Source organism: Pseudomonas sp. I2 (assembly GCF_040984075.1).
Taxonomy (GTDB): Bacteria; Pseudomonadota; Gammaproteobacteria; order Pseudomonadales; family Pseudomonadaceae; genus Aquipseudomonas; species Aquipseudomonas guariconensis_B.
In genome coordinates, this window is sequence record NZ_JBCGFQ010000041.1 from 19282 (window position 1) to 34022 (window position 14741).

14 protein-coding genes are annotated in these 14741 nt (G+C 64.2%); 8 read left to right on the forward strand and 6 right to left on the reverse strand.

The features are described 5' to 3' along the window. Positions 1-2 precede the first annotated feature (2 nt). Entirely contained in the window at positions 3-1757 is a 1755-nt protein-coding gene (locus tag WCE05_RS19540; RefSeq protein WP_253103468.1) for a bifunctional alpha/beta hydrolase/class I SAM-dependent methyltransferase, read from the reverse strand. 24 nt (positions 1758-1781) lie between these two features. Then, positions 1782-2387 carry a CDP-alcohol phosphatidyltransferase family protein gene (locus WCE05_RS19545; protein ID WP_225790539.1) on the reverse strand — a complete coding sequence of 202 codons (606 nt, stop codon included), beginning with the start codon at positions 2385-2387 and terminating at the stop codon, positions 1782-1784. Positions 2388-2582: 195 nt separating this feature from the next. Here WCE05_RS19545 and WCE05_RS19550 point away from each other — a divergent pair, with 195 nt between their 5' ends. Next, positions 2583-3599, forward strand: a complete 1017-nt coding sequence (locus WCE05_RS19550; RefSeq protein WP_368816406.1) for a hypothetical protein — start codon at positions 2583-2585, stop codon at positions 3597-3599. Next, positions 3581-4234, forward strand: a complete 654-nt coding sequence (locus tag WCE05_RS19555) for a hypothetical protein (RefSeq protein WP_368816407.1) — start codon at positions 3581-3583, stop codon at positions 4232-4234. Before WCE05_RS19550 ends, WCE05_RS19555 begins: the two co-directional genes overlap by 19 nt. 171 nt (positions 4235-4405) lie before the next feature. On the opposite strand, the gene WCE05_RS19560 is transcribed toward WCE05_RS19555, so the two are convergent. Further along, a complete protein-coding gene (locus WCE05_RS19560) occupies positions 4406-5290 on the reverse strand; it encodes a LysR family transcriptional regulator (RefSeq protein ID WP_225790536.1) in 885 nt (294 codons plus the stop codon). Between the two features lie 77 nt (positions 5291-5367). Between WCE05_RS19560 and WCE05_RS19565 the strand changes: the two genes are divergently transcribed. Next, the gene (locus tag WCE05_RS19565; protein WP_225790535.1) at positions 5368-6132 is read left to right on the forward strand and encodes a sulfite exporter TauE/SafE family protein; all 765 of its coding nucleotides are present in this window, start codon (positions 5368-5370) and stop codon (positions 6130-6132) included. Here WCE05_RS19565 and WCE05_RS19570 read toward each other — a convergent pair. Next, complete coding sequence (locus tag WCE05_RS19570) at positions 6122-6436, reverse strand: putative quinol monooxygenase (protein ID WP_225790534.1); 315 nt, start codon at positions 6434-6436, stop codon at positions 6122-6124. The two genes, WCE05_RS19565 and WCE05_RS19570, sit on opposite strands and share 11 nt — an antisense overlap. A 194-nt stretch (positions 6437-6630) precedes the next feature. On the opposite strand from WCE05_RS19570, the gene WCE05_RS19575 reads away from it, so the two are divergent. The 3 genes from WCE05_RS19575 (at position 6631) to ggt (ending at position 9978) form a co-directional block, all read left to right on the forward strand. Then, positions 6631-7221 carry an NAD(P)H-dependent oxidoreductase gene (locus WCE05_RS19575; RefSeq protein WP_225790533.1) on the forward strand — a complete coding sequence of 197 codons (591 nt, stop codon included), beginning with the start codon at positions 6631-6633 and terminating at the stop codon, positions 7219-7221. An 87-nt stretch (positions 7222-7308) separates the two neighbouring features. Further along, positions 7309-8214 carry a LysR family transcriptional regulator gene (locus WCE05_RS19580; protein WP_225790532.1) on the forward strand — a complete coding sequence of 302 codons (906 nt, stop codon included), beginning with the start codon at positions 7309-7311 and terminating at the stop codon, positions 8212-8214. Positions 8215-8310: 96 nt separating this feature from the next. Further along, the gene (gene ggt / locus WCE05_RS19585) at positions 8311-9978 is read left to right on the forward strand and encodes a gamma-glutamyltransferase (RefSeq protein ID WP_368816408.1); all 1668 of its coding nucleotides are present in this window, start codon (positions 8311-8313) and stop codon (positions 9976-9978) included. Positions 9979-10114: 136 nt separating this feature from the next. Here ggt and WCE05_RS19590 read toward each other — a convergent pair whose 3' ends face one another. Continuing rightward, positions 10115-12034, reverse strand: a complete 1920-nt coding sequence (locus WCE05_RS19590) for a methyl-accepting chemotaxis protein (protein WP_368816409.1) — start codon at positions 12032-12034, stop codon at positions 10115-10117. 234 nt (positions 12035-12268) lie between these two features. Next, complete coding sequence (locus WCE05_RS19595) at positions 12269-13156, reverse strand: neutral zinc metallopeptidase (protein ID WP_368816410.1); 888 nt, start codon at positions 13154-13156, stop codon at positions 12269-12271. 200 nt (positions 13157-13356) lie between these two features. Here WCE05_RS19595 and pcaH point away from each other — a divergent pair, with 200 nt between their 5' ends. After that, entirely contained in the window at positions 13357-14076 is a 720-nt protein-coding gene (gene pcaH / locus WCE05_RS19600; RefSeq protein ID WP_225790527.1) for a protocatechuate 3,4-dioxygenase subunit beta, read from the forward strand. Positions 14077-14086: 10 nt separating this feature from the next. Next, complete coding sequence (gene pcaG / locus WCE05_RS19605) at positions 14087-14692, forward strand: protocatechuate 3,4-dioxygenase subunit alpha (RefSeq protein ID WP_368816411.1); 606 nt, start codon at positions 14087-14089, stop codon at positions 14690-14692. Positions 14693-14741 lie beyond the last annotated feature (49 nt).

The following is a 14741-nucleotide window of genomic DNA, read 5'->3' on the forward strand; positions in this document are numbered from 1 at the left end:
CATCAGCCTGCCCGCTGCGCCAGGCTGACACTGAAGATGCCCCATTCGTCGATGCGCTGGGCGATCTTGCGAAAGCCTGCCGCCTCCACCAACTGGTCCATCTCTGCCTGGCTGCGGCGGCGCATCACCCAGGCCTGGCCGTCGCGGTGGCTGGTCAGGGCGCGGGCGATCATCTCCAGTTGCGGGTGCCAGGGCTGGCCGGTGTAGACCAGGTAGCCGCCAGGCTCGACGGCATCGGCCAGGCCTGCCAGGGAGTTGCCCACCAACTGATTGCTGGCGAACAGCTCGTAGAGGCCCGAGACCACCGCCAGGGTCGGACGTGGGTCGAGGGCGGCCAGGCCTTGGCGGTCGAAGGCGTCGCCTTGGACGAAGCGGGCGATCTCGTCCAGGCCTTTCTCGGCGATCAGTGCGCTGCCTTGCTGCACGTTCAGTTCGCTGTAGTCGCGCAGCAGGATCGAGTCGGGTAACTGTTCCAGGCCTTGCAGGGCCTCGAGGATGTAGCGGCCATGGCCGGCGGCGATATCGACGATATGCACCCTGCATTGCTGCGCGCGCAGGTGCTGGATGGCCAGGCGCAGCAGTTCCTCCGCATGCTGCTTGCGCTGGCGGATGCCGCGCCAGCCGATGGCATCGAGGTAGTTGCGGTCGATCCATTCGCCCAGCTTGCCCTTGCCGCAGGGCTGGTTGCGGTAGACGTAGTCGAGGGTGCTGCCGGAGTCGAAGCCGGTTTCGAAGCCCAGCTTCACGCCGTCCGAGAAGCCCTTGCCCAGGCGCAGGCCGGCACGGGTGGCACGCCAGTAGAGGTCGCGGGGCGAGTGACGCGGCAGCGGTGCGGCCAGGCACTCGGCCTCGGCGCAGCTGGCGCCGACCTTGTCGGCATCGAGCAGCGAAGGCCGCGGGGCGGGGGCGTCGAAGCAGTGTTCGACGAAGCGCTGGATACGCGCCAGGGCGTGGCCGCGATCACGTTCGCCGAGGGTGTCGTGGAAGAAGCCCGGGAGGATGTGCAGTTCCTTGCGCGTGCTGCCCAGGCGCTCGAAGAAGCGCTCCTGCGGCTTGCGTTCGACCACCAGGTCGGTGCCGGAGACCAGCAACTGAGTCGGTACCTGGATCGCCTGGGCATCGGCGAGCACCCGCTCGGCCGCCTCGTACAGGCCCAGCAGCATGGTCACCGAGATCGGTCGGCTGATCAGCGGGTCGGCCACGTACGACATGACTCGCTCCGGGTCATGGGTGAGCAGGCGCGGCTTGACGTAGCTGTTGACGAAGAAGTTGCCACGCAAGGCCTTCAGCAGTTTCAGCCCTGGGCGGGCGAAGGGCACGTAGAGCTTGACCTTGAAGGCCGGCGAGGCGAGCACCAGGCAGCGTACCCTGGGCGCATAGTCATGGGCCCAGGTGGCCACCAGCACGGCGCCGACGCTCTGCGCCAGCACCACCATGTCCTGCTCCGCGATGCCGTGCTGGGCCTGGATATGCTCGATGAAGGTCTGCACGTCGCGCACGCTGGTGGCGAAGCTCGGGCTGTCACCACGTGCGCCCGGCGACTGGCCGTGGCCGCGGGCGTCCCAGGCGAAGAAGTCGTAGCCGGGCATGTCCAGTTCGTCGGCCAGATGGGCCATGCGCCCGCCATGCTCGTGGCCGCGGTGGAACATCACTACCGCCCGGCGCGGCTGGTGTTCGTTGCGGGTAGCGGGCCAGTGGCGGTAATGCAGCTCGACACCGTCATGAGTCGAGAAGTGCAGCGATTGCGCTTGGCGCATGGCGAAGGTCCTTGTCCGGCGAGGTCAGCGGGTTTCGGCCAGCCCTTGGCGAACCCGGTTGTAGAGGGTATAGAGCGAGAGCGCCAGGATGACCAGCAACAGGCCGTCGATCCATGCCGCATTCAATACCCCGAAGGCGACTCCGGCCCCCAGCACGCCGAAGGCAAACGCCCGGTCGCTCTTGCCCATCGGCCCGTCGTAGCGCCGCGAGGCTCCGGCCAGCGGCCCCATCACCCCGGCGTATTCGCTGATCAGCGATGCCAGCACGACCAGCACCACCAGGGTAGACGACACACCCGGCAGCAGGGCGAATGGCAGGTACAGCGCGGCATCGGCGATCAGGTCGCACAGTTCGTTGAGGTAGGCGCCCAGCTTCGACTGCAGGCCGAACTCCCGGGCGAGCATGCCATCGACCGCATTGAGCGCCATGCGCAGCAGCATCCAGATCGGAACCAGGATGAACAGCCAGGCCATGTGGCTTTGCCAGGCCAGCAGCAGGCCGAGCAGTACCGATACGAGCGCGGCGGCGACGGTGACCTGGTTGGCGGTGACGCCACGCTCGTACAAGCGCTTTACCGCAGGGCGCAGCAAGGCTTGGAAGCGGGGTTTTAGCTGGTAGATGGATGGCACGGTGAGCTCCCTGTCATGGTGCGGCTTCAAGGCGCAAACCTAGAGGATTATTTTGTGTAACGGCAAGCGCGATATTCCAACGGTGTGAAAGGATCGATCAAGCGGGAACGGAGTCAGCGGCTTTGTGTAAACGTGATTTTTGAATTGTAAACAATGCTGGTTTACAGTTTAAAAATAGAGTTTACAGGGGCTGGTATGGACAATCTGCGAAAGGAAGTCGGGGCTTATCTGGAGTCGATGCTGGGTGCCAGCGTCCAGACCAGGATTTCCCTGCTGAAACTCCCGTTTCATATCAAGGATGCGTACCAGCCAGTCGAGGTGAGATTGGGGCTCGGCTCGTTAGCGGATCTGGAACTGCTCTTGCTGGTACCGCGAGAGAGCCGCTATCCAGGCGTGATAGCCCTGAACAAGCATCTCGACCAGATCCGCAAGGCGACGGACGCGACTATCGTGCTGGCTTTCGCCTCTCTTTCCGCCCATGAGCGACGCAGCCTTATCGGTCATCGGATCAATTTCATCCAGCCACGCTATCAGATGTTCATCCCCGAGATAGCCATTGACCTGCGCGAGCGCTTTCGCCAGCGCAAACCCGTGCTGTCCGGAGCTGGCCTGTTGCCTGCGACCCAGGCGGTTCTCTTGCAATCCCTCTATGGGGGTTGGGCTAGCCATGACGTCTTCTCTTCGGTCGACATCCTTGGGGAATACACCTACAGCCGGGTCACCTTGGGCAAGGTGCTTGAGCAACTCCAGGCCCTTGGGTTGCTTGTACCGGTGGCCGATCGGGTGAACATCAATCGTTACGAATTCAAGGCTTCTGCGCCGGAAATTTTCAGCCAGGCCAGGCAGTATTTCCGTTCGCCTGTAAAGCGAAGGGTTTTCATCGATTCGACGTTGCAATTGGGTAACGGTGTGTTCCTTGTCGGGGAAGCGGCATTGGCCGAGTACACATTGCTCGCCGCACCTGGCCGGCCTGTTTATGGCATGACCCGGAAGGTTTTCTCGCGTCTGGAGGGAGAGGTTTTCAGGGTCACTGAGGATGTCGACCAGATCAGGGCAGAGGTTGAAGTCTGGTCATACGCTGGACTGCCGAACGAGGCCAATCTGGCCGACAAGGCCTCATTGCTGTTGAGTCTCGAAGAAAACCCCGATGAACGTATTCAAATGGCATTGGATGAAATCAGGGAGAGTATTCATTGGCTATCAGGGGACTAGAGCTATTCGCTGAGCATTTCAAAGGATACGGCGATCAGTACGTCATGATCGGTGGCGTGGCGGCTTGGCTGGTGATGGACGAGGCGGGCGGTGAGTTCCGAGCCACCAAGGATCTCGACATCGTGCTGATCATCGAGGCATTGGATGCCGCTTTCGTCAATCAATTCTGGCACTTCATTCGCGATGGCGGTTATCGCGTCAGGCAGCGCAGCGGTGACCGGCCGATCCTCTATCGGTTCCAGAATCCTGCGAAGGAAGCCTATCCTGCACAGATCGAGTTGTTCTCTCGCAAGCCAGAGGGGCTTGGTCACGAAGAGGGTGAAACACTGGCGCCCATTCCCTCCGGCGAGGCAGCCTCCAGCTTGTCGGCAATTCTTCTCGACGACGCGTACTACGCGTTTCTGCTGGAAGCTCGCCAAGTTGGCAGTGATATCACGCATATCGGTGCGTCATGCCTCATCCCGTTCAAGGCCAAGGCATGGCTGGACCTGTCGAGGCGAAAGGACGCCGGTGAGCAGGTGGATAGCAGGAATATCCGCAAGCACAGGAATGATGTCCTTCAATTGAGTTCGTTGCTTTCCGAAGAGCCGATACCGCTGCCAGAGGTACTTCAGCAGGATATGGCGGTTTCTTGAGCGCATTGGAAAAGAGCAGGTCAGGCTCAAGGATCTGGGGCTTTCAGGTGAGCTGGAAACCTATGTCGAGCGAATGAAGGCAATATTCGGCGTGACGACCAGAACGGCAACGCAGCCTTGATGTGGTTAGCAACGTGCTCGCGGTTGCAGCGGGACCGGCTGAGACGAGTCTCACTCTGTCTCCAGTCGCCTTGCCAACGCCGCCGCATAGCCTGGCAATGCCTCGAAGTCCCGGGCACACAGCAACAACTGGCGATTGGCCCAGTCTTCGGTCAAGGCCGTCCAGCACAAGGGTAGTATCCCTTCCCAGCGGTGCACGGCAGCCAATGGCACCACGCCGATCCCAGCCCCTCCGGCGACCATGCGCAGCACACCATCGAACCCCTCGGCCCGCACCCGTACCTGCATGCGCCGCCCTTCGCGCAGGGCTTGTTCCTCCAGGTACAGGGCCAGGGCACTGTTGGCACCCAGGCCGACGTGGCCATGGGCGAGGCTGTCGACGAAGGTGGGTGCGTCGTGTTTGGCCAAGGGATGGCCGAGGGGCATCACCAGCACGAGCGGATCGGCGCGAAACGGCCGGGTCTGCAAATGCTCGTTGGGCGCAGCGGTGGAGATGATCCCCAGGTCGGCCATGCCTTGGCTGATCGACTGCACGATGCGCAGGCTCGGCAACTCCTGCACATCCACGCTGACCCCAGGGTGCTCGACGAGGTACGCGGCCAGCAGTTCCGGCAGGTATTCGGTCAGCGCGGCGGTATTGCACAACAAGCGCACCTGGCCCTGTTGGCCTTGGGCGTACTGGGCCAGGTCGTATTGCAGGCGCTCGACCTGTTGGCCGATCAGCCGGGCATGCTGCAACAGGGCCTGGCCGGCTGGGGTAGGCTGCACGCCACGGCGATTGCGCTCGAGCAGGGGAATGCCGAGGGACGCCTCCATGGCGCGGATACGGGCGCTGGCGGCGGGCAGCGACAGGTGGCTGCGGCGGGCGCCGGCGGTGATGTTGCCGCATTCCAGGGTGTGCTGGAACAGCGTGAGGTCGGTCAGGTCGAAATGCATCAGCCTCTGTCCTGGCAAGAGTCTGGCTGAGTATATGGCAGATTTTCCCAAGCCCCCGGGCCGGGCACCATGGGTCCATGAATACTGTCCTCGAGTTCTACCAGAACATGGGCCTGGCACTGTCGCTGCTGGTGCTCCTGACCTTCTTCCTGGCCGGCGCGGTCAAGGGTGTGATCGGCCTCGGGCTGCCGACCATTGCCATGGGCATGCTGGGCCTGGCTATGGCGCCGGCGCAGGCTGCCGCCTTGCTGATCGTGCCCTCCACCGTGACCAACCTCTGGCAACTGGCTGCCGGCGGGCACCTGCGCGTGCTGCTGCGCCGATTGGCCGGCATGTTGTCGATGATCTTCGTCGGTACCTTGCTCGGCAGCGCCTGGCTGGGCATCGACAGCGGCCCCTGGGCGGCGCATGCACTGGGTGGGGCGCTGCTGGTGTATGCCTTGTACGGGCTGGTGGGGCCGACAGTGTCGGTGGTGCCGCGGCGGGAGTGGTGGTTGGGCCCGTTGTGTGGCCTGGCGACGGGTGTCGTGACGGCGGCGACGGGCGTGTTCGTGATGCCGGCGGTGCCCTACCTGCAGAGCCTGGGGTTGTCGCGCGACGAGATGGTCCAGGCCCTGGGCCTGGCGTTCACGGTTTCCACCTTCGCCCTGGCCTTGGGCCTGGCAGGGCAAGATGCGCTGGGTGGCCAGGCACTGGGCGCATCACTGCTGGTGCTGGTACCCGCCCTGCTGGGGATGCTCGGCGGCCAGTGGCTGCGCCAGCGCATCAGTGCCCCGCTGTTCAGGCGCTGCTTCTTCATCGGCCTGGCGCTGCTGGGGGGGCACCTGCTGGTCAACGGGTAGCGGAGGACGGGCTGAGCATTTCGATCAGCTGGATATCGAAGTCGCGCTCCAGGTAGTCCATGCGCCGTTCGAAGAACTCGCGCATATGCGGCAGGGCCGAATGCACGTCCAGGTCGGCCTTGCTGGCCCACACCTCGTAGAACACGAACAGGCTCGGGTCTTCCTTGTCGCGCAGCATGTGGTACTCGATGCAACCCGGCTCCTGGCGGCTGGGCTCGACGTAGGCACGGAACAGTCGTTCGAAGGCTTCGGCCTTTTCCGGGCGGGTCTTGGCTTTGAGGATGAAGGCGTATTGCTCGGTCATGGAGAGGGCCTTGGGAATGGGGAGGTGTCAGAGTCTAAGGCAACAATAGGGTTGTCATTCATGATTTGAGCGCAAATGTATTTTGCGTTGGGGTCTCTTTTTCCTCCTCCGCTGGATACCTACTCTACCGCCATCCAACTTGACTCGATCGGCGGCTCACTGGCCTCGGATCGACACCACCTTACGAGGCCCCCATGAAAAAGATCCTCCTGCTCAACGGCGGCAAACGCTTCGCTCACTCCGACGGTCGCCTGAACGAGACCCTGCACGATGTCGCCCTGGCCCACCTGGACCGCGCCGGTTTCGACGTGAAGCAGACCTATATCGACGGCGGCTACGACATCCGGGAAGAGGTGGAAAAGTACCTCTGGGCCGATGTGGTGATCTACCAGATGCCCGGCTGGTGGATGGGCGCGCCCTGGACCGTCAAGCAGTACATCGACGAAGTCTTCACCGCCGGCCACGGCAGCCTGTACGCCAACGACGGCCGCACCCGCTCCGATGCTTCGCAGAAGTACGGCAGCGGTGGGCTGGTCCAGGGCAAGCAGTACATGATCTCGGCCACCTGGAACGCCCCGCAACAGGCCTTCGATGACCCAGCCGACTTCTTCGAGGGCAAGGGGGTGGATGCGGTGTACTTCCCGTTCCACAAGGCCAACCAGTTCCTGGGCATGAGTGGGCTGCCGACCTTCCTGGCGGTGGATGTGATGAAGCGGCCGGATGTGCCGGCGACCGTGGCGGCCTATGAGGCGCACCTGGACAAGGTGTTCGGCAAGGCCCAGTGATGGGGCCTGGGGCTGCGAAGCGGCCCCCTTGCAGGAACCCCCATCACCGGCTATCAATCACGGCATGCTTCAGCACAGGTCTGATACGTGAAAACCCGATCCGAAGAGCTCCAGGTATTCGTCGCCGTGATCGACTGCGGCTCGATCTCCGCCGCCGCCGAGCAGATCGGCCAGACCCCCTCGGCGGTCAGCCGCACCCTGTCGCGGCTGGAAACCAAGCTCGGCACCACGCTGGTCAATCGCACCACCCGGCGCATGGACCTGACCGAGGAAGGCCGCTTCTTCCTCGAACGCGCGCGGCTGATCCTCGAGCAGATGGACGAGATGGAAGAACGTCTGTCGATGCACCGCCAGACCCCCTCCGGGCGCCTGCGCATCAATGCCGCCGCGCCGTTCATGCTGCATGCCATCCTGCCCTGGATCGGCGAGTTCCGCCGCCAGTACCCAGGGATCGAACTGGAACTGAACACCGACGACCTGATCATCGACCTGCTGGAGCAGAGCACCGACGTGGCCATCCGCATCGGCGAGCTGGCCGACTCCAGCCTGCACGCCCGCTCCCTGGGCTGCAGCCCGGTGCAGGTACTGGCCAGCCCCGAGTACCTGGCCCGCCATGGCACCCCACAGCGGGTGGAGGACCTCGACGAGCATTGCCTGCTCGGCTTCAGCCAGTTGGAAACCCTCAACCAGTGGCCATTGCGTCATGCCGAGGGCGATCGCTGGAGCATCCGCCCCAGCCTGGTCGCCTCCAGCGGCGAGACCTTGCGTCAGTTGGCCCTGGCTGGCGAGGGCATCGTCAGCCTGTCGCACTTCATGACCCACGAGGACATCCGCAGCGGTCGCCTGCAGGTCGTGCTAGGCGAGTTCAACAATGGCTATCGCCAACCGATTCACGCGGTGTACTACCGCAATACCCAGTTGGCCCTGCGCATCCAGTGCTTCCTCGACTTCATCCAGCAAAAGCTGGCGATGTACGCCTGCTCGCTGCCCTGACGTTCATCGACGGTGGAAATTCCCTGGGTGTTTGCGTAGTCCAGAGGCTTGGGCCTTAATGACTGTTCGACAAGAACAACACCAAGGAAAGTGCGCATGCGTATCGTCATGTTCCGGTCCCTGGCCTTCGGGGCCGCGATCCTCAGCTGTTCCTCGGCATTTGCCGTGACCCTCGAAGGCGGTGCCGTGGCCGCCCCCGATGAATATGGCGCACAGGTCGCCGCCGATATTCTGAAGAAGGGCGGCAACGCGGTGGATGCCGCAGTGGCCACGGCCTTCACCCTGGCGGTGACCTACCCCGAGGCCGGCAACATCGGTGGCGGTGGCTTCATGACCCTGTTCGTCGACGGCAAGCCGTATTTCCTCGACTACCGCGAGGTGGCTCCCAAGGCCGCCAGCCGCGACATGTACCTGGACGACAAGGGCGAGGTCATCGAGAACCTGAGCCTGGTCGGCGCCCGTGCCGCCGGCGTGCCGGGTACGGTGATGGGGCTGTGGGAGGCCCATCAGAAGTTCGGCAAGCTGCCTTGGAGCGAGCTGCTGACCCCGGCCATCGGCTATGCCAAAAACGGCTTCAAGGTCGCCGAAAAACAGTACCAGTACCGCGACGACGCCCAGGGCCTGTTCAAGGAGGCCACCAACTTCAACGACTACTTCGCCAGCATGAAGGTCGGCGAGCTGTTCAAGCAGCCGGAGCTGGCGCAGACCCTCGAGCGCATCGCCGACAAGGGCGTCAGCGAGTTCTACCAGGGCCGGACCGCCGACCTGCTGGTGGCGCAGATGCAGGCCGACAAGGGCCTGATCACCAAGGACGACCTCAAGGACTACAAGGCCGTGTGGCGCCAGCCGATGGCCCTCGATTGGCGCGGCAACGTGGTCTATACCGCACCGCCGCCCAGCTCCGGCGGTGTTGCACTGGCCCAGCTGCTGGGCATCAAGGAAGTGCGGGCGGCGGACTTCAAGGGCGTGGCGCACAACTCGGCGCGCTACATCCACCTATTGGCGGAGATCGAGAAGCGCGTGTTCGCCGACCGCGCCGACTACCTGGGCGACCCGGCCTTCACCCAGGTGCCGGTCGCCCAGTTGATCGACAAGGACTACCTGGCCAAGCGCGCTGAACAGGTCAACCCCGACGCGATCTCCGAGACCGACAAGGTGCGCCCGGGCCTGGAGTCGCACCAGACCACCCACTTCTCCATCGTCGACAAGCAGGGCAACGCGGTGAGCAACACCTATACCCTCAACCTCGACTACGGCAGCGGTGTGGTGGTCAAGGGCGCGGGCTTTTTGCTCAACGACGAGATGGACGATTTCAGCGCCAAGCCTGGCGTGGCCAATGCCTTCGGTGTAGTCGGCGGTGACGCCAATGCCATCGCGCCGGGCAAACGCATGCTGTCGTCCATGAGCCCGAGCCTGGTCACCCGTGACGGCAAGGTGACGCTGGTGATCGGCACGCCGGGCGGTTCGCGGATCTTCACCTCGATCTTCCAGGTGATGAACAACCTGTATGACTACGGCATGCCGTTGGAGAAGGCCGTGGCGGCGCAGCGCGTGCATCACCAACTGCTGCCCAAGGACACGATCTACTTCGACAGCTACGCGCCGCTGACCGGGCCGGTGGCCGAGGAGCTGAAGGCGATGGGCTATGTGCTGGAGGACCAGGGCTGGGAAATGGGCGATATCCAGGCGATCCGGGTGACGGGGGACACGCTGGAGACTGCGTCCGATCCGCGTGGGCGGGGTGTAGGGAAGGTTGTCAGGTAACCGGGTGGCGTGCCTGGCCTGACGCATTCGCGGCGCTCTGGCCGCAAGATGAAGACATTTGGGCTGGGGCCGCTTCGCGCCCCTTTCGCGGCCTTGTGTCGCGAAAGGGCTGCAAAGCAGCCCCTGGTCCTGTCGGTCAAACGCGGAACTGGCTGACCAGCGTTTGCAGGTGCCCACCCAGCCGCGCCAGTTCGACGCTGGAGGCCGCCGTCTCGTCGCTCGCCGTGGCGGTCTGTTCCGACACGTCCCGTACATTCAGGATGCTGCGGCTGATTTCCTCGGCCACGGCGCTCTGCTGTTCGGCAGCGGCAGCGATCTGCTGGTTCATCGACTGGATGTTCGACACCGTGCGGGTGATGTTCTCCAGCGACAGCCCGGCCTTGCGCGCAAGCTCCACGCTGCTGTCGGTCAGGGAGCGGCTGCCGAGCATGACGTCGGCCACCTGCTGGGTACCGTTCTGCAGGCTGGCCACCAGCTCCTCGATCTCCTCGGTGGACTGCTGGGTACGCTGGGCCAGGCCGCGTACCTCGTCGGCCACCACCGCGAAGCCACGGCCGGCTTCACCGGCGCGTGCCGCCTCGATGGCGGCGTTGAGCGCCAGCAGGTTGGTCTGCTCGGCCACCGACTTGATCACGTCCATGACGCTGCCGATCTTCTGGCTTTCTTGCTGCAGCAGGCTCATGGCCTCGGTGGAGCGATGCACCTCGGCGGCCAGGCGCTCGATCTGGCTGACCGCCTCGCCCACCACGCGATCGCCGGCACGGGCTTCCTCATCGGCGCCGGTTGCGGCATGGGAGGCCTGCTCGGCATTGCGCGCCACTTCCTGGACGGTCGCGGCCATCTCGTGCATCGCCGTGGCGACCTGGTCGGTCTCGACCTTCTGGCTGTTGGCGCCTGCGCTGGTCTGCTCGGTCACCGCCGACAGTTCCTCGGCGGCACTGGCGATCTGCGTGACGCCGTCGCGAATACCGGTGATCAGCTCGCGCAGGGTCACGCCCATGCGGGCGATGCCCTGCTGCAGCACGCCCAGTTCGTCGCGACGGGTGACGCGCAGGTCCTGGGTGAGGTCGCCGCTGGCGATCTTTTCCACCACATCCAGGGTCTCGCGCAGCGGGCGGGTGATCTGCCGGGTGATGAGGAAGGCCGCCAGCACGCCCACCAGCAGCGCCAGCAGCGTGGCGATGGTCTGCAGGCTGCGCGCCTGGGCGCTTTCGTTGTCGCGGCGCTCGAGCTGGATCTTGTACAGCGCATCGCTGCGCTTGACGATATCGGCACCCTGTACGGTCATTTCCGCGCGGGCCACGCCAATCTCGGCGGTGGCGTCGCGGAACTGACGCACGGCATCGCGATAGGCCAGCATGGCACGCTCGAACTGCTGGATAGGCGCGGTCTCGCCCGGCAACTGGCGCTTGAGGTCGTCGATTTGCGCCAGTGCGGCATCGAGCTGGCGCAGGGCGGCCTGTTCGGCATCGGGGGTGAGGTCGGTGATGTAGTTGCGCACGTCCAGGCGCACCTGGGCCAACTGTTGCTCGACCTTGCTGACCACCAGGTACTGCGCCAGGCGGGCGGCATCGTCCTGCGGGCTTGCCAGCACGTCGCGGCCGATCGTCTCGATCGCATCGTGGGCCTGGCTGGCGGTCTGGCCCATGGCCTCACGAGCGGCGAGGGTGGCCCTGTAGCCTTTGCGCATCTTGTCCAGCGAGACCCGGTACTCACTGATGGTCTGGCCCTGCTCGCGCAGCAGCTTGAGGTTTTCCGGGCTCTTGAAAGTGTTGACCAGGTGTTGCTGCTGGGCGCCGAAGGTGTCGAGCTTGTCCAGCACGTTGGCGGCCGAGGTGTCGTCGCCGTTGGTCAGCATGTATTGCAGGCGCGCGACGCGCAGGTTGGTCAGGTCGCTGTTGAGCTGGGTGATGTCGCTCATCCAGTTGCTGCGGTCGATCAGGCTGCCCAGGCTGGTCCAGCCGGTCAGGGCCAGCAGGCCGGTCAGCAGCAGGACCAGGCCGAAGCCCAGCCCGAGTTTAAGGTTGACGCTGATGTTGGCAAACCAGCTGTTCATGCACGCTCTCCCGAAGTGATTTTCGCTCTCTTGATCTCCAACCGCCGGGCGTTTGTTGTTATCAGGTGGGCCCGCTGATTCGTGGAGGGGTTATCGGCAAGCAGGGCCGAAGCTGAAACGCTTTTTCGAGAACATTTGAAACGTTTGCGTGCGGGAGATCGCGGAGGGCGCTCTGCGCCCCATTCGCGGGCTTGCCGGGACGTCGGAGCGCCGCGAATGGGGTTTAGGTCGGTTTCAGAGGCTGCGTGCGTTGAAGGTATCGCAGCGATTGACGTCGCCGCTGGAAAAGCCGGCCTTGAACCAGCGCACACGCTGGGCCGAGGTGCCATGGGTGAACGAGTCCGGCACCACGCGGCCCTGGCCGCGCTGCTGCAGGCGGTCGTCGCCGATGGCATTGGCGGCGTTGAGGGCTTCCTCGACATCGCCCGGCTCCAGCCAGTTCAGGCGTTTCTGCGCCTGGTAGGCCCAGACCCCGGCCAGGCAGTCGGCCTGCAGCTCCTGGCGCACCAGCAGGCCGTTGTCGCCCTCCATGCGCTGGCCACTGCGGCGGGCAGCGTCGACCTGGGCAGAGACCCCCAGCAGGGTCTGCACATGGTGGCCGATCTCATGGGCGATCACATAGGCCTGGGCGAAGTCGCCGGCGGCGGCGAAGCGGGTTTCCATTTCGCGGAAGAACGTCATGTCCAGGTACACCCGTTGGTCGGCCGGGCAGTAGAACGGTCCGACCGCCGAGGAGGCGAAACCGCAGGCCGAGCTGACCTGGCCGCTGAACAGCACCAGCTTGGGGTCGCGGTACTGTTTGCCGGCCTGGGCGAACAGGGCTTTCCAGGTATCTTCGGTGTCGCCGAGGATCGAGGCGACGAACTCGGCCTGCTCGTCGTTGGCCGGCGGTGCCTTGCCACCCGCCCCGGCAGGGACCTGCTGCTGTTGCTGCTCCATCTGGCCGGCGATCTGGCCGAGGATCTGCAACGGATCCTGCCCGGTGATCCAGCCGATCCCCACGATCAGCAGGATCGCGCCAAGCCCCAACCCCTTGCCGCCGCCAAAACGCATGCCGCCGCCACCACCTGCGCCGCGGGCATCGACTACGTTGTCGCTGCGTCGGCCTTTTCGCCATTCCATGAAATGCTCTCCGGAGCGTGAAACATGAAGACAAAGATTAGTTCAGTGTCGCTGCGCCTGTCAGCCGGCGTGTGCATCCATAACCAAAAGGTTATGGATGGTCAGCATGTTTTCAATATTCACGCTGCCCGGCCTGTTCGAAACTGCAGGCCAGCCTGCCACGCACAGGCGACTCCATAATTCCAAGAGAGGAAAACGGCATGCCCGCCCAGGACACCCGCCGCTTCGTGATCCGTGATCGCAACTGGCACCCCAAGGCCTTCACCCCCGACTACAAGACGTCCGTGGCACGCTCCCCGCGCCAAGCCTTGGTGAGCATCCCGCAGTCGATCAGCGAAAGCACCGGCCCGGACTTTTCCCACCTCGGTTTCGGTCCCCATGACAACGATCTGCTGCTGAATTTCAACCATGGCGGCCTGCCGATCGGCGAGCGCATCATCGTGGCCGGGCGTGTGCTCGACCAGTACGGCACGCCGGTGCCCAACACCCTGGTGGAGATGTGGCAGGCCAACGCCGGTGGTCGCTACCGGCACAAGAACGATCGCTACCTGGCGCCGCTGGACCCGAATTTCGGCGGTGTTGGCCGCTGCTTGACCGACCGCGACGGTTACTACAGCTTCCGCACCATCAAGCCTGGCCCCTACCCCTGGCGCAACGGCCCCAACGATTGGCGTCCGGCGCATATCCATGTGTCGATCAGCGGCCCGTCGATCGCCACCCGGCTGATCACCCAGCTGTATTTCGAAGGTGACCCGCTGATCCCGCTGTGCCCGATCGTCAAGTCGATCGCCAACCCCGACGCGGTACAGCGGCTGATCGCCAAGCTCGACATGAGCAACGCCAACCCCATGGACTGCCTGGCCTATCGCTTCGACATCGTGCTGCGCGGCCAGCGCAAGAGCCACTTCGAGAACTGCTGAGGAGCCTGCCATGCCTATCGAACTGCTGCCGGAAACCCCTTCGCAGACCGCCGGCCCCTACGTGCATATCGGCCTCGCCCTGGCGGCGGCCGGCAACCCGACCCGCGACCAGGAGATCTGGAACCGCCTGGCCAAGCCGCACGCGCCGGGCGAGCACATCCTGTTGATCGGCCACGTGTATGACGGCAACGGCCACCTGGTGCGCGATTCGTTCCTGGAGTTCTGGCAAGCCGACGCCAGCGGCGAGTACCAGGACCACTACAACCTGGAAAACGCCTTCAACAGCTTCGGCCGCACCGCCACCACCTTCGACGCCGGCGAGTGGACCCTGCACACGGTCAAGCCAGGGGTGGTGAAGAATGCCGCGGGCGTACCCATGGCGCCGCATATCAACATCAGCCTGTTCGCCCGTGGCATCAACATCCACCTGCATACGCGGTTGTATTTCGACGATGAGGCCGAGGCCAACGCCACGTGCCCGGTGCTCAACCTGATCGAGCAGCCGCAGCGGCGCGAGACGCTGATCGCCAGGCGCTGCGAGGTGGAAGGCCAGGCGGCGTATCGCTTCGATATCCGCATTCAGGGAGAAGGAGAGACGGTGTTCTTCGACTTCTGATGCACCGGAAAAGCATCGCCGGCAAGCTGGTTTCCACAGGCACCGCGTA